This window comes from Myxococcaceae bacterium JPH2 (assembly GCA_016458225.1).
Lineage (GTDB): Bacteria > Myxococcota > Myxococcia > Myxococcales > Myxococcaceae > Citreicoccus.
Genome location: JAEMGR010000005.1, coordinates 740,653 through 761,942, shown reverse-complemented (window position 1 = coordinate 761,942; position 21,290 = coordinate 740,653). Strand labels below are relative to the sequence as shown.

16 protein-coding genes are annotated in these 21,290 nt (G+C 69.5%); 3 read left to right on the top strand and 13 right to left on the bottom strand.

Annotated elements, in window-relative coordinates:
• Nucleotides 1–32: 32 nt before the first annotated feature.
• Together JGU66_11930 and JGU66_11925 are read right to left on the bottom strand one after the other, a co-directional pair.
• Nucleotides 33–782 (bottom strand): class I SAM-dependent methyltransferase, encoded by a 750-nt coding sequence (locus JGU66_11930; protein ID MBJ6761476.1) that lies wholly within the window; start codon nucleotides 780–782, stop codon nucleotides 33–35.
• On the bottom strand, nucleotides 779–1,603 hold the full coding sequence (locus JGU66_11925; GenBank protein MBJ6761475.1) for a class I SAM-dependent methyltransferase: 825 nt from the start codon (nucleotides 1,601–1,603) through the stop codon (nucleotides 779–781). Before JGU66_11925 ends, JGU66_11930 begins: the two co-directional genes overlap by 4 nt.
• Before the next feature lie 21 nt (nucleotides 1,604–1,624).
• Here JGU66_11925 and JGU66_11920 point away from each other — a divergent pair, with 21 nt between their 5' ends.
• Nucleotides 1,625–4,279 carry a pentapeptide repeat-containing protein gene (locus JGU66_11920; protein MBJ6761474.1) on the top strand — a complete coding sequence of 885 codons (2,655 nt, stop codon included), beginning with the start codon at nucleotides 1,625–1,627 and terminating at the stop codon, nucleotides 4,277–4,279.
• 21 nt (nucleotides 4,280–4,300) lie between these two features.
• Here JGU66_11920 and JGU66_11915 read toward each other — a convergent pair whose 3' ends face one another.
• Entirely contained in the window at nucleotides 4,301–5,893 is a 1,593-nt protein-coding gene (locus JGU66_11915; GenBank protein MBJ6761473.1) for a hypothetical protein, read from the bottom strand.
• Nucleotides 5,894–6,068: 175 nt separating this feature from the next.
• Between JGU66_11915 and JGU66_11910 the strand changes: the two genes are divergently transcribed.
• Together JGU66_11910 and JGU66_11905 are read left to right on the top strand one after the other, a co-directional pair.
• Nucleotides 6,069–8,825 carry a carboxypeptidase regulatory-like domain-containing protein gene (locus JGU66_11910; protein MBJ6761472.1) on the top strand — a complete coding sequence of 919 codons (2,757 nt, stop codon included), beginning with the start codon at nucleotides 6,069–6,071 and terminating at the stop codon, nucleotides 8,823–8,825.
• 127 nt (nucleotides 8,826–8,952) lie between these two features.
• Complete coding sequence (locus JGU66_11905; GenBank protein ID MBJ6761471.1) at nucleotides 8,953–9,336, top strand: hypothetical protein; 384 nt, start codon at nucleotides 8,953–8,955, stop codon at nucleotides 9,334–9,336.
• A gap of 64 nt (nucleotides 9,337–9,400) precedes the next feature.
• On the opposite strand, the gene JGU66_11900 is transcribed toward JGU66_11905, so the two are convergent.
• The 10 genes from JGU66_11900 to JGU66_11855 form a co-directional block, all read right to left on the bottom strand.
• Nucleotides 9,401–10,201, bottom strand: coding sequence for a hypothetical protein (locus tag JGU66_11900; protein ID MBJ6761470.1), 801 nt, complete (start codon nucleotides 10,199–10,201; stop codon nucleotides 9,401–9,403).
• A gap of 29 nt (nucleotides 10,202–10,230) precedes the next feature.
• On the bottom strand, nucleotides 10,231–13,434 hold the full coding sequence (locus JGU66_11895) for a TonB-dependent receptor (GenBank protein ID MBJ6761469.1): 3,204 nt from the start codon (nucleotides 13,432–13,434) through the stop codon (nucleotides 10,231–10,233).
• A gap of 91 nt (nucleotides 13,435–13,525) precedes the next feature.
• A complete protein-coding gene (locus JGU66_11890) occupies nucleotides 13,526–14,263 on the bottom strand; it encodes an SDR family oxidoreductase (protein ID MBJ6761468.1) in 738 nt (245 codons plus the stop codon).
• Nucleotides 14,241–15,632, bottom strand: coding sequence for an FAD-dependent monooxygenase (locus JGU66_11885; GenBank protein ID MBJ6761467.1), 1,392 nt, complete (start codon nucleotides 15,630–15,632; stop codon nucleotides 14,241–14,243). Before JGU66_11885 ends, JGU66_11890 begins: the two co-directional genes overlap by 23 nt.
• Nucleotides 15,625–16,902, bottom strand: coding sequence for a kynureninase (gene kynU / locus JGU66_11880; protein ID MBJ6761466.1), 1,278 nt, complete (start codon nucleotides 16,900–16,902; stop codon nucleotides 15,625–15,627). Before kynU ends, JGU66_11885 begins: the two co-directional genes overlap by 8 nt.
• Nucleotides 16,899–17,915, bottom strand: coding sequence for an amidohydrolase (locus tag JGU66_11875; GenBank protein ID MBJ6761465.1), 1,017 nt, complete (start codon nucleotides 17,913–17,915; stop codon nucleotides 16,899–16,901). The genes kynU and JGU66_11875 overlap by 4 nt, the downstream gene beginning before the upstream one ends.
• The gene (gene nbaC, locus JGU66_11870) at nucleotides 17,912–18,439 is read right to left on the bottom strand and encodes a 3-hydroxyanthranilate 3,4-dioxygenase (GenBank protein MBJ6761464.1); all 528 of its coding nucleotides are present in this window, start codon (nucleotides 18,437–18,439) and stop codon (nucleotides 17,912–17,914) included. The genes JGU66_11875 and nbaC overlap by 4 nt, the downstream gene beginning before the upstream one ends.
• Nucleotide 18,440: 1 nt before the next feature.
• Nucleotides 18,441–18,869, bottom strand: coding sequence for a RidA family protein (locus JGU66_11865; protein MBJ6761463.1), 429 nt, complete (start codon nucleotides 18,867–18,869; stop codon nucleotides 18,441–18,443).
• A 22-nt stretch (nucleotides 18,870–18,891) separates the two neighbouring features.
• On the bottom strand, nucleotides 18,892–20,334 hold the full coding sequence (locus JGU66_11860; GenBank protein ID MBJ6761462.1) for an aldehyde dehydrogenase: 1,443 nt from the start codon (nucleotides 20,332–20,334) through the stop codon (nucleotides 18,892–18,894).
• A gap of 184 nt (nucleotides 20,335–20,518) precedes the next feature.
• Nucleotides 20,519–21,073, bottom strand: a complete 555-nt coding sequence (locus tag JGU66_11855; protein MBJ6761461.1) for a Uma2 family endonuclease — start codon at nucleotides 21,071–21,073, stop codon at nucleotides 20,519–20,521.
• Nucleotides 21,074–21,290 lie beyond the last annotated feature (217 nt).

Below are 21,290 nucleotides of genomic sequence, written 5' to 3'. Positions count from 1 at the left end.
GGTGAAGGGGGAGGCGAGGGGGCCGGGGCCCGTCATGCCAGCTCGGGCGGAGCCTTGGGGCGATATTCGTGGACCCACACCGCTTCCAAACCCCAGGAGAAGAGGGCCCAGTGCCGCGAGCGGCGCGGGAAGTCCTCGGCCTCGATGGACCGGGTCACGGTGATGATGCGCGTTCCGGGTTGGCAGGTGCGCAGGTGCGCGACCAGCCGGGCCTTCGTCTCATCGCCGAGCGCTACCCAGTTGGTGAAGACATGCGTGGCCTGGCTCAGGTCCGCCCGCATCATGTCTCCCTCTTCCAGCGTCATGCCCGCGGCCCGGAGTCTCGGGGCGACCCGATTCACGTGCTCCGCGAGCAGCTCCACGCCGTGCGCGAGCGAGCCCAGCCAGCTCGCCGCGATGAGTACGCGGCCTCGGCCCGCGCCCAGGTCCACCAGCCGGCTTGAGGGCCCGACCCCGGCGCGCTTCAAGACAAACAGCGCGGTGACGAGCGGCGTTTCGCCATACACCAGTTCGCGGAAGCGCTGCCCGCTGGCTTGCAGCGCGCGGACGACCTCGAACGAACGTCGCGCGCGGTAGGGCGTGCGCAGAATCCCTTCCCACCAGATTCCCAGGTAGGGCCCAAGCAGACGGGGACGCAGCACCACGAGCAGCACGTCGCTGGCGCGCAGGAGGACGCTGAGCACCGTCACCTGGAGCTGGAGCGCGAGCCGTTGGACGAGCGGGAGGTCGAACTCCGTCAACGCGTCGTCGTGGCGTGAGTCCGGGGGCTGGGGCTCGGTCATGGCGCGGCGCTGATGCCAGGGAGCTTCGCCCAGAGGACGGTGGCGTTGGGGCGCGCGGGCTCTGGCTGGATGCCTAGCTTCTTGAAGTCCTGCGAGTAGCGCGAGCCCTTGAGCACCACCGCGCGGCGCGCGACGCGCTGGGCCTCGGCCACGGTCTCTCGCGTGAGGGGGCTGTAGTCCGCGTGGCGGCGCAGCGCCTCGAAGGCGGCGGAGGACTTGCGCTGACGCTCGAACATCGGGTCGAAGAGCACCACGTCGAAGGCGCCCGAGGGAAGCGTGCGCAGGTGCTCCGACGCGTCGGCGTGCACCACGCGGATGGCGCACGCGGCGGGATGACGAGGAAGCCCTTCGAGTCCGTGGCGGACGAGGAGGTACAGGGCGGGACTCTTCTCCAGACCCGTCACCGCGCCCGAGGGCCCCACGATTCGCGCCGCCACCTGCGCGTCCGCGCCCAGGCCCAGGGTGCAGTCGAGGACGTGCTCGCCCTCGCGCAGTCCGGCGACGCGCAGGAGCATGTCCTCGGGCACGCCCGCGTCGAGCTGCCGGATGCGCAGGTGTCCCAGGCCCGGCGAGAAGCGCAGCACGCCCTCGGCGTCCACCAGCGACACGGCCTCCGCCTCGAAGACGACGAGCGCATCCGCCGTCTCCGCGAGCAGCTTCTTGAGCGGGAGCTTGTGGTGCCGCGCCACGAAGGGCACCCCCGCGTCCTCGGCCGCGAGGCGCGCGCGCGTGGACAGGTCGTCATCCACCCGGTCCGAGGTGGTGACGAGCAGCGGGAGGCGAGGGTGGGGTGGGAGCGCGTCAGCAGCTCGCGGAAGCATGTGGCCAGTATATTGGCTCGCATGTCCCGCACCCCTCTCGACTCGTCCGCTCGTGTCGTCTACGGCGCCACGCGCTTCAACGCGCCCGGATCCTTCTCGGGGTTGGCCTTCTCGTCGGACTCCCGCGAACTCTCGGTGCTGGCCGACGACACGCGCCTGCTGACCTTCTCCGTGGAGGACGGTGCGCTCGTGGACGAGCGGGTGCTCGACGTGGGGCGGTCCTTGTTCTGTCTGCCCGATGGAGACGTCATCACCTCGACCTGGGGACAGGCGCGGCGGTTGAAGCCCTCGGGCCGGATGGCGTGGAAGGTGGGGACGCTGGACAACAAGCTGGGCAACGTGAGCGTGAGCCCGGATGGCACGCGGCTCATCACCTTCGGCGAGGAGCAGGACACCCGCGTCTGGGACGTGGAGACCGGCGCCCTGCTGCACACGCTGCCACCCGAGGACGGACAGCTCTACGCGGCGGCGTTCAGCGCGGATGGGGCGTGGCTGGCCACGGGCTCTTCACGGGGCATGGTGCGCGTGTTCGATGCGCGCACGGGGAAGGAGCGGGCGAAGCGCAAGCGCACCAAGGTGCTCGCCCTGGCCTTCTCTCCGGATGGGAGCCTGCTGCTGAGCGGGCACGGCGTGGGAGACGTGAGGCTCTGGGAAGTGCCGGGTCTGGCGCCGCGAGCCGGCTTCACGGGACAACACACCTTCGAGGCCACGGGCGCCTCGGGAGGCGCGGGGTGCCGCTGGGTGGCGTTCTCTCCAGACGGAGCGCGCGCGTACTCGCTGGGCAACGAGCGGTGGGTGCGCGTGTGGAGCGTGGACTCGGGGGAAGAGCTGTCCCACCTGACGGTGCCGCGCCGTCACGCGCAGGGCTCCAGCACCGCGCTGTCGCCGGATGGAAAGTGGCTCGCGACGGGCTCCACGGACGGCGCGCTGAGCGTCTGGTCCACGGAGGACGGGCAGCCGTGCACGGGCGACGCGGCGCCCACGGACATCGAGGGACTGGCGCTCACTGCTCGTGCCGTGTCGGCCGCGAGCCGCTCGACGTGCGTGACGTGGGAGCGGGCCACGGGGAAGCGGTCGGAGATTCCCACGACGTTTCCGCCCACGGACGTGAAGGGGCTCGCCTCGGGGGAGTGGGTGCGGCTCGATTACGACTCGGTCTTCGTGGGCGAGTTGTTGGGCGAGGAGTCGCTGCCGGCGTTCCAACTGGGGACCTATGCGAGTGGCCCGCTCGCCCTCTCGCGAAGTCAGACGTGGATCGCAGCCTCCGCCGACCACGACGTCGAAGTCTGGGATGTGCAGCGCAAGGTGCGGGTCGCGACGCTGACGCATGACGCCCGGGTCCAGGCGTGTGCCTTTGGCCCCCAGGACGCGTGGCTGGTCAGCGTGGACACGGCCGTGCGGATCTGGTCGCTCGTGGGGACACCGCGACTCTTGCGCTCCATCCCCTTGAAGGCGGGCGGCGTGGCGCGCGGGCTCGCGGTCTCCGCGCGCGGGTGGATCGCGGTCAGCTTCGACGAGGACGTGAACCACTACCATGCCCGCTGCGCCATCCTCGTCGTGGATCCACGCGATGGCGCTGTCGTGTCGCGGCTGGCGCGCCCGCGGCTCCGGTTGGGACAGGTGGCTTTCGTGGGGGAAGGGACGCGGCTGGCGGTGACCGGCTCCGGGGGGCGACTGCTCCTCGCGGACGTGGCGCAAGCGCGCTGGCACGACGCTCCCGAAGAGGCGCGGGATGAGGAGGAGGAGCCGACCCGACGCGAGGAACTCGGGGCCCACCCGCTGGCCGTCGACGGCAATCACGTGGCCTTCATCGGCGAGGACCGGAGCGTCGCGGTCATCGAACTCGATGCGGTGGCGCGCGAGGCCGGTGAGCCTTTCCTGCTGGAATCGGAGACGCGGGTGGTGGTGCCGGCGGAGCCCGTGCGCTTGTTCGAGCAGCGCCTCGCGGGTCATCACTTCTTCTTCGAGGGACGCTTCAAGCAGGCCAGCAAGGCCCTGCGGGAGGTCACGGTGAAGGAGCTGGGCGGCGCCGTGGTGGCGAAGCCTGGACCGGTGGTGACGGATGTGGCGCGAGGGGAGCTGGGGAAGGGGAAGCCGAAGGCGGGTGTGCCCACGAAGGCGCGGGTGCTCTCCGAGGAGGTGCTCATCCGGCTCCTGTTGCCCACGCGGGAGGAGGCCTTCGCGATGCTGCGGGGCGAGGTGGAGGATGGGCTCGGGCGCTGGAATGCGTGGCGCGAGCGCTTCCGCCGTGACCTGGGGGAGCGCTTCCCGGTTCCGCTGACGGGCATCGACCTGAGCGGGCGGCGACTGTCCGAGGCGATGCTCGACGTCATGGACTTCCGCGAGGCGAAGCTCGTGGGCACGGACTTCTCGGACGTGAACCTGTTCGACGCTGACTTCCGAGGCGCGGACATGCGCGGCGCGAACCTCTCCCGAGCCCATTGCTACCGCGCCATCTTCACCCTGGCGGACCTGCGCGAGGCGAAGCTGTCCGCCGACCTGATGACCACGCGCTTCGACGGCGCGGACCTCCGGGGCGCGGACCTGTCGGACGCGAACCTGGACTACGCGAACCTCAGCGGCGCGGACCTGCGCGATGCGCGCCTGCCCGCCAACGCGCGCGACGTGAAGCACGACGCGAAGACCCGCTGGCCGAAGGGAGCGGGGCCCTGGTGAGGCCCCGCTCGGCGCCGAGCGCTACAGCTTGCTCGGGTCGTCCACGCGGAAGTGGGCCAGCCAGTAGTCGTCGGCGAAGCCGGGCCAGTCGACGTGGAGCTGCTGGAGGTGGATCTGCCCGTACGCGCCGATGCGCGGGTCCGCGTCCAGGTCCCACAGGTCCAGGCCCTCGAACTCCGACGAGGCGCCGTAGCCGATGGGATAGAACGTCTGCACATAGCCGTTCACGGCATCAATCATGTAGATGCCGGACTGCTTCCCGTCACCGCCGACGCTGACGTACAGGTTGCCGTGCGCGGAGACCTTGCCGCCCTGAATCCAGGCGTCACCGGGGATGAGGCTCGTGAGCTGGGTGCTCTGCTTCTCCGTGATGGTGACCGTGTTCCCGGACACGCCAATCTGGAAGGCGCGCATCGTGGTGGGCCCGAAGGCGTTGGTCACGACGTAGAACCAATTGTTGCGAGGGTTGTACGCGAGGAACGGCACGCCCCCCGACCAGTTGGGCATGTAGGCCATGCCAATGTATTGCAGGTTGGTATTGAAGACGCCGATGCCCGCGACGCCCGCGCCGGGTCCATCCATGGCCACGTAGATGAGGCCGTTGACGTGGACGAGGTCGCCGTAGTGCCGGAAGCCCGCGTTGTACCAGGGCGTGGGCATGGAGTAGCGCGGCGACGGGTCCTCGTTGATGGCGGTCATCGCCTGCCGGCCGATGATGCCGTTGAGGTTCACGTCCTTCCCCCAGTTGGTGTCGTTTCGGGTGAGGTACCAGTTGTAGGCATCGTGGGTGATGCCTTGGATGTCATTGTAGAAGTTGGGATAGCTGCGGTCGTCCGGGAAGTCTCCCAGGTAGGCGCTGATGTTGGGGATGCTGTAGCGGAAGCGCTCCGAGAACAGCACTGCCTGCGTCGAGTCGATGCCCGACCGGTACTGGCCCACGCCCCAACCCCACGCACACGCCCACTGCCACGTCTGGAGGTTGACCGTCTGCAAGCGCTGCCATGCGCCGCTCCCCCACTTCTCCAACCGCAGCACGCCGGTGGCGTCCGTGGTGGTGCCGCACGTCTGATAGAACTTCTGCCACGCGCCCCAGCCCGACCACGCTGACGCGTAGGAATGCGTGGGGCACCACATGGCGTCGTACTCGACGTTGAGGCCCGTGCAGAAGTTGGAGGTGAACCACGACGTGTTGGGCGTGCCCGCCGCGCTCACGCCGCCCCCCTCCGTGCGTTGGGCCACGACATCCGGCGCGGGCTCCCGCCGACGCAGCGCGGACATGGCGGGATCCTCGATGCGGCGCGACGCCTCCACCAGCGCGGCGGGAGCTTCCTGGCCGGACAGCTTGCGATACGCCTCGACGACCGACAGGCCTTGCAGCTCGCGGCTGTCCGGCATGGGCGAGCCCTTGGGGCCCTTGGCGACGGAGACGATGCCGTGCTCCGGCGTCTCATAGAACGTGAGGGTTTGTCCCTCTGGCAACCGCACGCTCGCGAGCTGGATGCCTGGGTCCTGCTGCTCGCTCGCGGTGGCCGCCGCCCGAGTGTCCACGGCCTCGGCGCCACCACATGCGGACAGCATGCCCGCGCACAACAATCCCCCGATGATTCGCTTCATGGAGTCGCTCCTCGAACGGGCCTGGAGCACCCCTCCCCATGGGGGCGCGACGGCCGCGTTTCCCTGGGAACGGGGCCCCCGGTTTTGCTTCGGGATAAAGCAGTATTTATTGGAATAGCTGCATGTCGTCTCAGGCCCTGGGGCGCTGGTACGCTGGCGCGCCTGGGAGGGCACCATGCGGACTCGGTCATACGTGGCGGTGGGCCTGGGGAGTCTCGTGCTGGTGGTGGCTGTGGGGCTGTTGGCCTGGCGCGGAGGTCGTGAGCCCGCGCCGGTGCCCGTGCGCGCGGCGTCGAACCGGCTGCGTGTGTTGCCTCCGCTCGCGGCCCCACCCCGTGGGTTGTTGCACGCGCGCGGCATCGTGAAGAACGCGCGCGGCGAGCCCGCGGCGGGCGTGGACGTGTCCGCCACGATGGCCATCGCGGGGGAGACGCTGTCCTCGCAGCCTTGTTCAGAGGACTCGCCGGAGCTGACGCTGTCCAACTCCGGATGTCAGGGAGCCGCCGCGCTGTGGTTGCGCGAGCAGGTGGAGCAGCAGCGAGGACAGGCGCCGGTGCTCGCGCGCGCCACGACGGCGGCGGACGGCACCTTCACGTTGGACGCGTTGCCCGAGGGCAGGGTGGCCATCTGGGCCTTGAGTGCGGCGGGGTCGGCGCTGGCGCGAGATGTCCCGTCGGGCTCGGAGCAGGTCTCCTTGATTCTCCAGGCGAGCTACGCCGTGTCCGGCCGGGTGGTGGACGAGAGCGGTGTGCCGCTGCCCGACGCACAGGTCACGGTGTTCCACCGGGCGCACTCCCGCTACTTCGAGGGCCGCACGGGCGCGGACGGTCGCTTCCGCGTGGGCCCGCTGCCTCCGGGTGACTACTCGTTCATCGTCTCCCATCCGCGGTTCCTCACCTCGGACGTCGCCGAGACCTCGGTGACGGGAGAAGAAGACGAAGACATCGTGTTGTTCCGCGCGCGCCGCATCGTGGGCCGCGTGGTGGATGGAGATCGCCCCATCGCGGGGGTCGAGGTCCACGAGGAGGAGGGCGAGCGCGTGTCGGTGACGGACTCCGAGGGGCGCTTCTCCTTCGAGTCCCTGCCGCCCGGTGAGTACCGGCTCGTGGCGGACAACGCGAACCGACAGGGCTTCTCCCGTGTCGCCCTCACCGAGGACTTGAGCGAGGCCCGCGTCACGCTGCGGCTGGGCACGTTGGCGTACGTGGAAGGCTCGGTGCGCGGAGAGGATGGCCGGCCGGTGGCGGGGGCTCACGTGGTGGTGCGTGACTTCGTGCAGATGGGGCGCGTCGTGCTGCCTCGGGAGAGGGAGGCGGATGCGGACGCGGCGGGCCACTTCCGAATCGGCCCCCTGTCGGCGAGCAGCTACGGCTTCGTGGTGTCGGCGCCGGGACACATCGACGTGAGCGAGGAGCGCACGGTGGTCTTCGGAGAGGCCATGGACTTCACCCTCAAGCCCGCCGTGCTCGTCGAAGGTGTCGTCACCGACGAGAAGGGGAACCCGGTCCCGGAGATCTCCCTGGGCTTGATGACCCGGGCCGTCATCGAGGAAGGCGTGGCGCGCCACCTGGACGGCCACCTCTCGCCGTCTTCATTCCATGCGCCCATTCGCCATTCGCGCGCCATGCTCGTCGGCTCGCTGGTGACGTCCGATGCGCAGGGGCGCTTCCAGCTCAAGGCGCCGGCCGCCGCGTCCTACGAGCTGCAAGCGCGCGCGGAGGAATACCTGTCGCTCACGCAGTCGGTGGACGCCCCTTCGCGAGATGTGCGCGTGGTGGTTCATCACGGCGGCACGGTGAAGGGCTTCGTGGGAGACCACCTCGGCGTGCCCATCGCGGACGTGGAGGTCTCGCTCACGAGCACCGAGGGCGAGGAGCTGGGCCCGACGGTCACCGAGGCGACCGATTCGGAGGGACACTTCACGCTCCTCGGAGTTCCTCCCGGGAGCTACGCCGTGTTCTACACGGTGGGCGAGGGCGGGATGCGGCGCGAGGCCTCCGTCCCCGTGCGCATCCATGGCGCGGAGACGGTGGAGGTGTCCTTGCGCGTGCCGCTGACGGGCTCGCTGGCGGGCGTGGTGGTGGACACCGCGGGCCGCCCGTTGGCCGGGGTGGACGTGGAGGCCGAGGCCCGCGACGAGGACACGCGCTTGGGAGCGCTGGGCTTCTCCACGCTCCAGGCTCGGACCGGGCCGGACGGTCGCTTCTCTTTCGAGCGCATGGCAGAGGGCCGCTACGCTTTGCGCGCGAGTCTGGATGGCTATGCGACGGAGGTCCCTCGGCCTGCCAGGCGGGCGCCCGCTCCGCGCGAGGAGTCCGACGATGCACTGGATTCAGACGCGTCAGACGAAATCACCGCGGCGGAGGAGAGCGAGGTGCTCGCGAAGACGGGCACGCGCAACACGCGCCTGGTGATGCGATTCCAGGGGCGCATCACCGGACGCCTGGTGGACGAGGCGGGCAAGCCCATCACCGCGTTCTCGGTCAGCTCGGAGTCCCACCGCGACCCGACCGGGGCCTTTACCTACTCCGTTTATCGCAATGAGAAGCAACTCCTCATCTTCGACGTGCCGGGCTACACGTACGCCACGCGCCAGGTGGACGTCCCCTTGGGGGAGAGCGTGGACCTGGGCACCGTCCGGCTGGAGCGAGGGCGGCGGATTCGCGGGCGCGTCCTGGATGCCCAGACGGGCCGCTCCCTGGTGGGCGCCCAGGTCCAACTGCTCTACAGCCATGCACCGGATGACCAGGAGGCGCTGCGCGAGGTGCTCTCCCAGGAAGAGGGCGCCTTCGAGTTTCCCGCCGTGGAGCCCCGCCAGCTCACGCTGAAGGTCTTTGATTCATCGCACGCCACCTCCCTGCACCCGCTCTCGGGGGGGGATGAGTTCCTGGAGGTGCGGCTCGGCGAGGGTTCCCCGGATGAAGGGGGATGAGGCCCCGGGAGCGTCACGCGGCGTGTAACAGCGTGCGTCGACAGACGCCGGGACTTCTTTCCTGGGTCGGATTGGGATAGTGCTCACGCGTCACGATGCACGTCATCTTCCTGGAGAGAGCGCTGCAATGAAGAATGCGGAGAGTTCGCCCCTGGCCCCGGAGCTTGCGCGGAGACTCACTCAGGGAGTCCAGCAGCTTCGCCGGGTCCGAGAGACCGCGGAGCGCCTGGGAGGGATTGCCGAAGGTTTGACGGTGGTGCTGGCCAAGGGCGAGGCGCAGAAGCCCGCCAAGGCCGCGGCGAAGACTCAGGCGCCCGTCCGCCAGACGCGGTCCACGGCCCCGGCCGCCCCCCCCAAGGCCGCGCCGGTCGCCGCGAAGGCCGCGCCCAAGGCCGCCGCCAAGGCCGCGGCGCCTGAGGAGTCCGAGGAGATTCCCGAGTACCAGAAGCTGTGGCCCTGGCTGGGCGAGATGCTGGCGGAGAAGAAGCGCGCCAGCTCCAAGCAGTCCTGACGTCGCAGTCGTGACGTCCTTTACGCCGGCCGCGCGATTCACCTCGCGGCCGGCGTTTGCGTGACTACGGCGCGGAAGGCACCTCGCCCGTGAGCACGCAGAGCAGCACGTCCGGGTCGCACTTCACGGGGAACAGCGGGTTGATGCCCGAGCCCCGCAGGCGCCCCGCGTTGAAGTCCGCGTACGGGTCGCAGAGCGCGTCATCCGCCTTCCCCGTCTTGCTGTTGCGGCACGACACCACGGGCCAGATGCCCTTGGCGCTGTACTCCGCCGTGCAGCCGTTCTCCGTGTAGCGCAGGTCCGCGGTGAACTGCGTGCCGGGAATCTCTGGCGTGTTGTAGATGCGCAGGTTGGACCACGCGTACTCGAAGCTCTGCGCGGGCATCGCGGGAGGACCGCCGTCCGGAAGCGTGCCACCGTCCGCCAGGCCTGGGGGCGAGGAGGGCACCTGGAGCCGGGCCGCGTTCAGCGTGGGCACCTCACAGAAGTGGTCTTCACCTGGCACCGCGGTGCTCAGCGGGCCCACCGAGTAGAGCGTGTGCGCCGCATCCGGATCCGGCCGTGAGGCGTAGTCCTCGGAGAGCTTGCCCATGCGCGCGCTGCGCACGCCCACGGAGTCGGGGGCGCTCGGGTCCTGGCTGAAGAACTTCTGCATGCCCACCGGCTCCGGCTTGAGCCGCGCGCAGGCGAGGTCCGGGTTCTGCCCGGGCTTGAGGGTGTACGAGGTGGTGAACGAGCCGGTGGAGCCGTCGATGACGGCGCGGGCCACCACGCACTGCGGCTCGGGAGCGTCCGTGTTGCAAGCCGCCGCCGCGATGGCCGCCGCCGCGACGCCCGCGCTCAGTCCCAACAATCGAAGTTTCATGTGGAGTCGTGTCCTTGCGGGAGCCGAGGCTAGAAGCTCAACTTCGCGCTCAGCCGGATGACGCGCGGCGCCTGATATTCGGTGGGGCGCTTGAAGTTGGGGTTGATGTCCGCGGTGCCGATGGGCGTGTTGGTGGACGTGGAGATGACCTTGCACGCGGCCTTCGTCTCATCGTGGGCGCAGGCCGTGAGGTCCTCGGGCTTGCCGCCCTGCTCAATGGCATACACGCGCGTGAACGTGAAGGTCTGGTCCACGTTGGTGTACTGCTGGAAGTTGAAGAGGTTGAAGACCTCCAGCGAGGCGGACAGCACGTAGGGGCCGGACAGGCGCCGGGCCACGCCCACCACCGCGTCGATGTCATGCACCCAGGGCAGCCGGCCGGCGCTGCCACGCGGGAGGATGAACGTCTCCGAGCCGCTGCGGCGCGGGTGCGCGCCCAGGTAGTTGAGCGGCGCGCCCGAGCGCGTCCGGTAGTAGGCGCCGAGGTTGAAGTGGGTGTTCGCGTCGAACTCGAAATCGCGGCCCGCCATGACCTTGATGGAGTGCGTGCGGTCTCCAGGCAGCGGCCCCTCGCGGTTGTAGGTGAGGGACAAGAGGTCGAAGTCGCGCGTCAGGTTGGGCGACAGCTGGCCTGTGTCCGCGCGGAACAGGCCCGAGTAGTTCCCGCGCAGCGTGGACCACGTGTAGCTGGCCTGGGCCAGCCAGCCGCCGGTGAAGGCCTTGTTGTAATAGAGGCTCACCGCGTCGTAGTCGCGGCGCGCCACCGGGAAGTCCGACGAGAAGCCCTTGCCCGGGTTGCCGATGAAGAACGTGTTGCCGTCGTCGCGGCTCATGTCCTCGATGACGTTGTTGAGCGCGCGGCGCGTATAGGACAGGCCCACGCGGCCGAGCAGCACCTCGTACTCCGCGCCGATGACGAACTCGTCCACCGACTGCGGCTTGATGTTCGGATCCACCGGCACGCGGTCTCCGCCCTGCGCGTCCCAGTACTGGTTGGGGCTCTCGCGGTTGCCCAGCGGCTGGCCGCTGCGAGTGGGCACGCAGGTGGTCAGCCGGCCCGTGGCGTCGCTCGGGTTGCACGGCGGCGCGTCGTAGGTGGCGGACAGGAGCTGCTGCTGCGGGAAGGACAGGTCCGCCATGTCCAGCGGGACGTTCTCGTAGAAGCGCGCGTAGTTGACGAAGACCTTGCTGCGCCCCTGCTGGGTGAAGTCGTAGATGAGGCCCACGCGCGGCGACCACTGGTTGGGCAGGTACAGCCCCACCTTGTCATCCAGGCCCCAGATGGTCTGCGCGTCGTAGCGCACGCCCGCGTTGACGGTGACCTTGTCGAGCACGGACCAGCTGTCCTGCACGAAGCCGCCCACCGTCACGGACGTGGACGTGCCCTCCTTCTCCGCGAGGAACACCGGCTGGTCCGGCCCCTCCAGATAGCCGTACTGGTTGAGGCTGAAGAAGCACGAGCCATCCGTGCACTCCTGCCAGGGCGTGAGGCCGGTGCGCGCGCGCTTGTTGTAGAAGCTCAGCCGCTCCATGTCGAAGCCGGCCTTGATGACGTGGTGGCCCAGGCCCTCGAGGAGTCCGGTGGCCAGCACCTTGCCCTGCACGCGGTCCAACCGCTGGGTGCTGATGGTGCCAGGGCCGCCCGTCGTGTAGCTGGTGACGGGGCAGCGCAGCCGGCGCTCCGCGGGCGTGGTGCCGCAGGCGTCCGCGTCGGGCAGCTCCTCGAACTCGTCGATGGTGTGGTAGCCGGGGTTCTTCGTGCGCCGCCAGGAGATGTTGGGCGTGGCGGACAGGCCCTCGCCGCTGGAGAGGCCCGAGCCATCCGACGGGAGAATGGAGTCGTTCTGGTGGTGCCAGCCGAACGTCGCGTCCACCAGCAGCTTCTTGTCGAAGAACGACGAGGAGTCCTTGGCCACCAGGTCCAGCGCGCCGTTGTTGCGCTGCGTGGCGATGGAGCCATACGCGCCCTGCACGTACGCGGTGCAGGCCAGTCCCAGGCAGACCTCGGGCGCGCCGTCCGCGCTGAAGGAGTACTTGCCCTGCCCACCGGAGGAGCGCGGCGCGCCGAACACGGAGAGCGACACGTTGTGGTTGGGATTGAAGAGGTACGTCAGCTTGGCCACGTACTGGAGGCTGCGCTCATCCGCGAAGCGCGACGTCTTGGTGCCCTCGATGGGCGTGGCCAGCGAGTAGCCCGTCTCCAGGTCCTTGCGCTTGGCGTCCTTCTTCGCGCAGCCCTGGTCATCCGGCCCCTCACAGATGTCATACGCGTTGAGCTGACGGTCCACGCGGATGCGATTGAAGGACGGCGCGGCACCCACGTAGAACCAGAGCCGGTCCTTGATGATGGGGCCGCCCAGGTCGAAGCCGAAGCTGCCCAGATTGACGGGCGTGCCCTGCGCGGAGATGACGCTGCCCTCCTGGCGGATTTCCGCCGTGGAGGCCTGGAGCGCGCCCGGGGCGAAGTAGGTGAAGACGGAGCCGTGGAACTCGTTGGAGCCGGACTTCGTGACGACGTTGAGCACGCCGCCCGTGGAGCGCCCGTACTCCGGCAGGTAGCCGCCGGTGATGACGTTGACCTCTTGCACGAAGTCCACGGACAGCGGCGTGCCCAGCGTGCCCACGCCCGGGTTGTTCACCGACAAGCCATCCACCACGTACTGGCTCTCGGGGGACGTGCTGCCGCTGACGCTGACGCCGTAGCGGTCCGACTGCGCGCCCGGGGCCAGCTCCGCCAGCGACTCGAACGAGCGCGAGGCCGCGCCCTTGGTGCCGGGCCGGATGATGGCCACGTTGCGCAGGAACTCCTGGTCCACGCTCACCCCGGAGCTGCTGGAGCCCACGTCCACCGTGGGCGGCGCGCCCACCACCGTGCGCTCCTCGGTGATGGTCGAGGGGAGCAGCTCCACGTTGAAGCGGATGGTGCGGTCCAATCGCAGCACCAGCCCCTCGCGGGCGTAGGGCTGGAAGCCGTCTCGCTCCACGCGCACGGTGTACGTGCCGGGCGGAAGCTGCGGCACGCGATACAGGCCGCTCGCATCCGTGACGACATCCCGCGCCCCCTGGAGGTGGGGCGACGTCACCGTCACCACCGCGTCCGCCAGGGGCGCGTGGCCACCGTCCGCGCTGACCACGGTTCCGATGATGACCGAGGTGCCCTGGGCCAACGCCCCGACACCCCATAGCAACACCGCGAGACACAGCCCGCGGGCGAGACCTGCACGTTTGGACAAAGCCAACCTCCCTCGAACCAGCGGGGTCAACTCTGTCTCAAGACGTGAAAAGTCGAAAAGAGGTAATCAGCGAGATTTCTCCGCGGAGGGCTCAGAAGCCGCGGAGGGCGCCTCCGTCGCAGGCGATGGACTGGCCGTTGATGTACGCGGCGGGCTCGGAGGCGAGGAAGGCGACGAGGGCGCCGAACTCCTCGGGGCGACCCAGGCGGCGCGCGGGAATCTGGGGGGCGACCTTCTCGTCGGTGAGGCCCAGGTCCTTCATGCGGTCCGTGGCATGGTAGCCGGGCAGCGCCGCGTTGACGGTGATGCCGTGCGGGCCCACCTCGTTGCTGACGGTCTTCACCAATCCGAGGAGCCCGGCGCGCAGGCCGTTGGAGATGGTGAGGTTGGGCAGCGCCTCGCGTGCGGCGGTGGAGGTGACGAGCACGATGCGTCCCCAGCCCTGGGCCTTCATGCCGGGCAGGGCCTCCTGGATGCTGTCCACCGCCGTCATCCACAGGCTCTGGAAGCCCGCCTGCCATTGGGTGTCGCTGATGGACTCGATGCCGCCGGGCGGCGGGCCGCCCGAGTTGATGACGAGGATGTCCACGCCGCCCAGCTTCGCCACCACCTCGCGCACCAGCGCGCGGGCAGCGCCGGGCTGAGACAGGTCGCACGGGACGGCGAGCGCGGCGCCCATCGCCTGGGCCGTGGCGTTGAGGCGGTCTCCGCCGCGCGCGCAGAGGGCCACGGTGGCGCCCTCCTTCACCAGCGCGGTGGCGCACGCGCGCCCCAGGCCGGCCGAGGCGCCCATCACCAGCGCCCGTCTACCCTTCAGTCCGAAATCCATCCGCGTTCTCCTTCATGAAGGGCACCATCCGGGCTCGGATGAGCTGGCCGGCGCGCGTGAGGTCCACGTCCTCCGGGCGCGTCAGCTCCCGCGCCAGCTCGGACACGATGCCGCTGGCGAGCGCGCCCAGCTCGTAGGCCAGCCGGTACGGGACGCGGCTGAAGCTCACGAGCGAGTAGCGGCTGACGAACTCTCCCGGGAAGGCGTTGAGCAGCACCTTCTCCACGCCCTTCTCCAGGAGGAAGCGCGGGTCGGCCGTGCTGTCGCGCATCTCGATGAAGTTCTCCACCGCCATGTCCGCGATGGCGTCCGCGTTCGTCTTGCGCAGCCGCTCGAACTCCGCGAAGGCGCCTTCCCACGTGGCGTGCCGGTCCAGACACGCCTCCAGCACGGTGCAGTCCTCGAAGCCGCAGTTCATCCCCTGGCCGTAGAAGGGGACGATGGCGTGGGCCGCGTCGCCCAACAGGAGCGTGCCGCCGCCCAGGCGCCACCGCGGGGACTTCACCGTCACCATGTGCCCGGTGGGCCGGGCGAAGAACGCCTGCACCAGGTCGGGGATGAGCGCGCGCGCGTCCGCGAACTGCTCCTGGAAGAACGCCTCCAGCCGCGCGGGCGTATCCAGCGAGGCGAAGCTCACCGGGCCCTGCCACGGGAGGAACAGCGTGCAGGTGAAGCTGCCATCCTCGTTGGGCAGCGCGATGAGCATGTACGTGCCCCGCGGCCAGATGTGCAGCGCGTGCTTCTCCATCTGGAAGCGCCCGCCCGCGCCGGGGGGAATGGTCAGCTCCTTGTAGCCGTGGCCGAGCTGCTCCTGCGTCACCTGCGCATCGCTCCACGCCGCCAGGGTGTGGCGCAGCACCGAGCCCGAGCCGTCCGTCCCGAAGAGGACGCCCGGGCGCACGTCGCGAGACGCGCCGGTGGCCTCGTCGACCACGCGGATCTCGCCCGCCTTCAGGTTCACGCCGCTCACGCGCTGGCGGAAGCGGATGTTCACCCGGCCCGTCTCCTCCGCGCGCGTCATGAGGAACTGGTTGAGCCAGCCTCGTGACAGCGAGTTGATGTGCTGCGAGTCATCCTTGCCGTAGGGCTGGAAGGTCAGCTCGCCCCGAGGCGAGTGGATCATCCGCCCGCGCATGGGGATGGCGTGGCGCAGCGCCTCGTCCTCCAGGCCCAGCTGCCGGAGCGCGTACAGGCCGCGCGTGGAGATGGCGAGGTTGATGGAGCGGCCCGCCTCCACCGTCTCGCGGCGCATGTCCGCGCGGCGCTCCAGCACCTCCACGGGGTGGCCGCGTCGAGCCAGGTTGATGGCGAGCAGCGAGCCCACCAGCCCCGCGCCCGCGATGGTGACCGCTTCCTTGGGCTCAGCCACGGGCGTGGCCCTCCAGCGTCTTCACGAAGCGATAGACGTCCAGGAACGAGTTGTAGAGCGCGGTGGGCGCGGCGCGGATGATGTCCGGCTCGCGGAAGTCGCAGATGACGCCCGCCTCGCCCAGCCGCGTGAGCAGTTGCTTGGGCTCGCCGCGGAAGCGCAGCGAGAGCTGGGCGCCGCGCTGCGCGGGGTCTCTCGGCGTGGTGATGCGCACGAAGCCCTCCGGCAGTTGGTCGAGGAGGAACTCCAGGTAGCCCGTGAGCTTCTGGCTCCGGGCGTGCAGCGCGGGCAGGGTGGCGCGGTCGAACAACTCCACCGAGGCGCGCAGCGCGGCGAGCTGGAAGATGGGCGGGTTGGAGAGCTGCCATCCCTCCGCGCCGGGGAGCGGGTCGAACGTGGGGCCCATCTGGAAGCGCGTGGCCTTGTTGTGGCCCCACCAGCCCTCGAAGCGCGGGAGCTGGGGCGAGCGCGCGTGGCGCTCATGGACGAACACGCCGCCCAGGCTGCCGGGGCCGCCGTTGAGGTACTTGTAGGAACACCACACCGCGAAGTCCGGCCCGGTGTCATGCAGCGCGAGCTTCAGGTTGCCCGCGCCGTGCGCCAGGTCGAAGCCCACCTGACAGCCCTGCGCGTGGGCCGCGCGGGTGATGGCCGCGAGGTCGAAGGACTGTCCGGTGAGGTAGTTCACGCTGCCCAGCATCACCAGCGCGATCTCCTTCCCGTGTCGCGCCAGCGTCTCCAGGACGTCCTCGGTGCGCAGCGTGGCCTCGCCGTCGCGCGGCTGGAGGAGCATCACGGCCTGCGTTGGATCCATGCCGTGGAAGCGCGCCTGGGACGCGACCGCGTACTGGTCCGACGGGAACGCGCCCGCCTCGATGAGAATCTTGTAGCGCTCGCGCGTGGGTCGGTAGAACGACACCATCATCAGGTGCAGGTTCACCGACAAGGTGTTCATCACCACGACTTCTTGCGGCTGCGCGCCCACGATGCGGGCGACCTGCTCGGTGAGTAGCTCATGGTAGGGCAGCCACGGGTGGCGCCCGTGCACGTGGCCCTCCACGCCCAGCCGCGCCCAGTCCTCCAGCTCCTCCTGGATGTACTGGCGCGCGCGCTTCGGCTGCAGCCCGAGCGAGTTGCCCGCCAGATAGATGGACGGCTCGCCCGAGGGGCTGGGCGGGAAGAGGAACTCGTCGCGGAAGGAGGCCAGCGCGTCCTCGGCGTCCATGCGCCGGGCGAAGGCCTCGGTGTTCTCGTAGCGATGCGAAGTCATGGTGCGAAGTCCTCGCGCGAGCGTCCCAGCCACGCCAGGGCGTTCTTCCAGAGCAGGCCCTCGCGCGCGGCGGGCGACAGCTCGGTCAGCGATTCAATCAGGGTCCCAGGCCGCTCCTCGCCCAGGGGGAAGGGATAGTCGCTGCCCAGCGCCACCTTGTCGGGGCCGAACAGCTTCACGATGCCGCGCAGCGTGTCCGCGTCATGCACCAGCGAGTCCACCCAGAAGCGGCCCAGGTACTCGCGCGGCGGCACCGGGTTGTCCACGGCCACGAGGTCCGGCCGCGCCTCGAAGCCGTGCTGGATGCGGCCCAGCGTCCCGGGGAACGAGCCGCCGCCGTGCGCGAACGCGAGCCGCAGCTTGGGCAGTCGCTCCATGACGCCGCCGAAGATGAGCGAGCAGATGGCCAGCGACACCTCGGCGGGCATGCCCACCAGCCAGGGCAGCCAGTACTTCTGCATCTTCGCCTCGCCCATCATGTCCCAGGGGTGCACGAAGATGGACGCGCCCAGCTCGCTCGCCGCTTGGAAGAACGGGAAGAGGGCCGGGTCGCTCAGGTTCATGTCGTTGACGTGGCTGCCAATCTGCACGCCCACGAAGCCCAGCTCGCGCACGCAGCGCTCCAGCTCGCGCACCGCGCGCTCGGGTGACTGGAGCGGCACGGTGCCCAGTCCCACGAAGCGCTTGGGGTGCGCGCGCACCACCGAGGCCAGGTGGTCATTGAGGAAGCGCGCCAGGTCCTCGCCGTGCTCGGGCTTGGTCCAGTAGCTGAACATCACCGGGATGGTGGAGAGCGCCTGCACGTGCACGCCGATGGCGTCGCACTCCTCGATGCGCTTCACCGGGTCCCAGCAGTTGCTCTCGATTTCGCGGAAGAACTTCCCGTCGTCGCGCAGCATCCGCGCGCGGCACGGCTGGTGGTGGTCCAGGGTGATGAAGCCGCCATAGCCGTAGCGCTCGGCGAAGCGCGGCAGCTCCGCCGGGAGGATGTGCGTGTGGATGTCGATCTTCATTTCGCCGGCTTGTTCGCCTGGGTGACGCGCGTCCCGCACTGCTTGCAGGTGCAGTGCTCGGGGTTGCCGTAGAAGCGCTGGAAGATGGGCGGCAGCTGCGTCACCAGGTTGGTGACGTGGAGGTACTCTTCATAGAGCGTGGTGCCGCACTGGGGGCAGCGCCACAGGAAGCCATCCAGCTCCTGCGGTTGCCGGCGCCGCTCCAGCACCAGCCCCACCGTGCCCGGCGGACGCTGCGGCGAGTGCGGCACCTTGGGCGGCAACAGGAAGATGTCGCCCTCCTGGATGGGGATGTCGCGGACCTCGCCCTCGTCGATGACGCGCAGGGTGATGTCTCCCTCCAGTTGGTAGAAGAACTCCTCGCCCTCGTTGATGTGGAAGTCCGTGCGCGCGTTGGGGCCGCCCACCACGGTGACCATGAACTCGCGGTCCGCCCACACCTGCTGATTGCCCACGGGGGGCTTGAGCAGGTGGCGGTGCTCGTCGATCCACTTCTTGAAGTTGATGGGCGTCAGGCGTCCCATGTCATTCATCTCCGAGGGTGGCGATGCACTTGAGCTCGATGGCGATGGGCGTGGGCAGCCGATTGATCTCGAGCGTGGTGCGGCAGGGCTGCGCGTCCTTGAAGTACTCGGCCCACAGGCGGTTGTAGGTGGGGAAGTCCTTCTTCATGTCGGTGAGGTACACCGTCACGTCCACCAGCCGGTCCCACGACGAGCCCGCGTCCTCCAGGATGTAGCGCACGTTGCGGAACACCGAGTGGCACTGCGTCTCGATGTCATACGAGGTGATGTTGCCCTCTGCATCCAGCTCCACGCCGGGGATCTTCTTGCTGCCGCGCTCGCGCGGGCCGACGCCGGAGAGGAACAGCAGGTTGCCCACGCGCCGCGCATGGGGATAGAGGCCCACCGGTTCCGGGGCCTTGGACGAGTCGACTCGCTCGCGGGTGCTCACGCATGTCTCCAGGGGAACGAACTCACAGCTTGATGCAGACGTTCTTGGGCTCGGTGAAGAAGCGCAGCGCGTCCCAGCCACCCTCGCGGCCCACGCCCGACTCCTTCACGCCACCGAACGGCGTGCGCAGGTCGCGCAGCATCCAGGTGTTCACCCAGACGATGCCGCTGTGCAGGCCCGCGGCGAAGCGGTGCGCGCGTGACAGGTCCTTCGTCCACACGCTGCCAGCGAGGCCATAGCGGGTGGAGTTGGCCCACGCGAGCACCTCCTCCTCCGAGTCGAAGGGCATGAGGGTGGCCACCGGCCCGAAAATCTCTTCCTGGTTGGTGCGGCACGCGGCGTCCAGGCCTTCCACCAGCGTGGGCTCCACGAACCAGCCGTCGTGGCAGCGGCCCTCCACCTTCGCGCGCTGACCGCCCGTGAGGATGCGGCCGCCCTCCTGCTTCGCGAGCGCCACGTAGCCGAGCACCTTGTCGAAGTGCTGCTGCGACACCAGCGCGCCCTGGTCGGTGGTGGACTCTAGCGGGTCACCGACGCGCAGCGAGCGCGTGCGCTCCACGAGCGCGTCCCGGAAGCGCGCGTACAACGGGCGCTCCACGAAGATGCGCGGACCGCAGAGGCAAATCTGTCCCTGGTTGGCGAAGGACGAGCGCACAGTGGTGGCCAGCGCCTCGTCGAAGTCGCAGTCCGCGAAGAGGACGTTGGGGTTCTTCCCGCCCATCTCCAGCGACAGCTTCTTGAAGGCGGGCGCGGCCACGCGCGCAATCTCCGCGCCGGTGCGCGTGCTGCCGGTGAACGAGATGGCGCGGATGTCCGGATGGACGCTCATGGCCGCGCCGACCTTGGGACCGAGGCCGTGCACGAGGTTGAGCACGCCGGGCGGCAGGCCCGCGTCACGGCACGCCTGGGCGAGGAGGAACGCCGTCATGGGCGTGACTTCGGACGGCTTGGCCACCACGCAGTTTCCCGCCGCGAGCGCGGGGGCAATCTTCCACGTGAGCAGGTACAGCGGCAGGTTCCACGGCGAGATGCAGCCCACCACGCCGAGCGGCGAGCGCAGCGTGTAGTTGAGCGCCACGCCGTCCATGGCGTGCGACTCGCTGGCGAACTGGGTGGCCGCGTCCGCGAAGAACTCGAAGTTGAGGATGCTGCGCGGGATGTCCACCGTGGACGCGACGGACAGCGGCTTGCCGGTGTCGATGGACTCCGCGCGGGAGAACACGTCCAGGCGAGAGCGAATCGTGTCCGCGAGTCGGCGCAGGTGCCGCGAGCGCTCGGCGGCGGAGAGGGCGGACCAGGAGGGGAAGGCCCGAGCGGCTGCCTCCACCGCGTGGTGCACGTCCGCCTCATCCGAGTCCGGCACGAGTGCGTAGGTCCGCGCGGTGGCGGGCTCGGGCTTCTCCAGCCAGCCGCCGCCCGTGGCGGGCACCAGCTCCCCACCGATGTAGTTGAGCACCTTCTCCAAGGCCGAGCCCTCCGTCGTGACGCGCCGCGCGATGCGATGACGCGGGCCCGCTTCCCCGAAGTGTCCGGGGCGAGGCTCGCAGCCAGCTGTGCGAAGCGCGGCGCAATGTACGCCGCTCACTCATCTGTCACCAGCGATACGACGGTCCGCCGAGGAGCTTCCGGTATGCGCTGTCGCCTGCCCGCTACTCCGCGCTCCAGAGGAACGAAAGCTCCAGCGCCACCGCATCGAAAGGCTCCGCGCGCACGGCGTCGGAGCCCGCGTGGGTGCTCACCAGGACGTAGTGCCCCGCGTCGAGGCGAAAGACCTCCAGCAGTCGCGCATCGGGATCGACGAGCCACACATGCGTGACGCCCGCACGCGCGTAGATGGGCAGCTTGACGTGACGGTCCAGCACGGCCGTGGAGGGAGAGCGCACCTCACAGACCCAGTCCGGGGCGAGTTGGAACGCGGCGACGCGGGGCACGCGAGGCATGCGCTCACGCCGCCATCCCGCGAGGTCCGGCACGAGCACATCGTCGTCCAGGTGAAGCTCGGGCTCGAACAAGATGTGCCAGCCACCAGGGCCGCCGCGCCCCTGATCGAACGGGCTGCCGAGGGACACGCAGAGATGAGAGGTCGCGAACGAATGCGGCGACGCGGGCCTCGGGCTCGCGTACAGCGTTCCGTCGATCAACTCACCGACCACGTGGTCTGGAAGTGCTTCCAGGTCCGCGTAGGTGGCGGGCTTGCGTTCCATGTGACTCCCATTCCCCTCGACGCCCATCATCATATCCATACTGTGGGCGATAGCATGGGGATCCGACATGTGAGGTAGGGTGGATGAGACATTCCGTGCTGGGTTCTCACCTGAATCCAAGGCACCACCCGCGAACGTCGCGCGCACGGTGTGCTTGCGCGAGGGTGGAGGCTGCCAGAAGCTCGCGCCCCGCTGTCCGGGAGGCTTGGACGGCGCG

What these genes read in the sequence shown, in the direction of transcription:
- JGU66_11930 (MBJ6761476.1), bottom strand. Translation starts at nt 782, where the DNA reads ATGACCGAGCCCCAGCCCCCGGACTCACGCCACGACGACGCGTTGACG.
- JGU66_11925 (MBJ6761475.1), bottom strand. Translation starts at nt 1,603, where the DNA reads ATGCTTCCGCGAGCTGCTGACGCGCTCCCACCCCACCCTCGCCTCCCG.
- JGU66_11920 (MBJ6761474.1), top strand. Translation starts at nt 1,625, where the DNA reads ATGTCCCGCACCCCTCTCGACTCGTCCGCTCGTGTCGTCTACGGCGCC.
- JGU66_11915 (MBJ6761473.1), bottom strand. Translation starts at nt 5,893, where the DNA reads ATGAAGCGAATCATCGGGGGATTGTTGTGCGCGGGCATGCTGTCCGCA.
- JGU66_11910 (MBJ6761472.1), top strand. Translation starts at nt 6,069, where the DNA reads ATGCGGACTCGGTCATACGTGGCGGTGGGCCTGGGGAGTCTCGTGCTG.
- JGU66_11905 (MBJ6761471.1), top strand. Translation starts at nt 8,953, where the DNA reads ATGAAGAATGCGGAGAGTTCGCCCCTGGCCCCGGAGCTTGCGCGGAGA.
- JGU66_11900 (MBJ6761470.1), bottom strand. Translation starts at nt 10,201, where the DNA reads ATGAAACTTCGATTGTTGGGACTGAGCGCGGGCGTCGCGGCGGCGGCC.
- JGU66_11890 (MBJ6761468.1), bottom strand. Translation starts at nt 14,263, where the DNA reads ATGGATTTCGGACTGAAGGGTAGACGGGCGCTGGTGATGGGCGCCTCG.
- kynU (MBJ6761466.1), bottom strand. Translation starts at nt 16,902, where the DNA reads ATGACTTCGCATCGCTACGAGAACACCGAGGCCTTCGCCCGGCGCATG.
- JGU66_11875 (MBJ6761465.1), bottom strand. Translation starts at nt 17,915, where the DNA reads ATGAAGATCGACATCCACACGCACATCCTCCCGGCGGAGCTGCCGCGC.
- nbaC (MBJ6761464.1), bottom strand. Translation starts at nt 18,439, where the DNA reads ATGGGACGCCTGACGCCCATCAACTTCAAGAAGTGGATCGACGAGCAC.
- JGU66_11855 (MBJ6761461.1), bottom strand. Translation starts at nt 21,073, where the DNA reads ATGGAACGCAAGCCCGCCACCTACGCGGACCTGGAAGCACTTCCAGAC.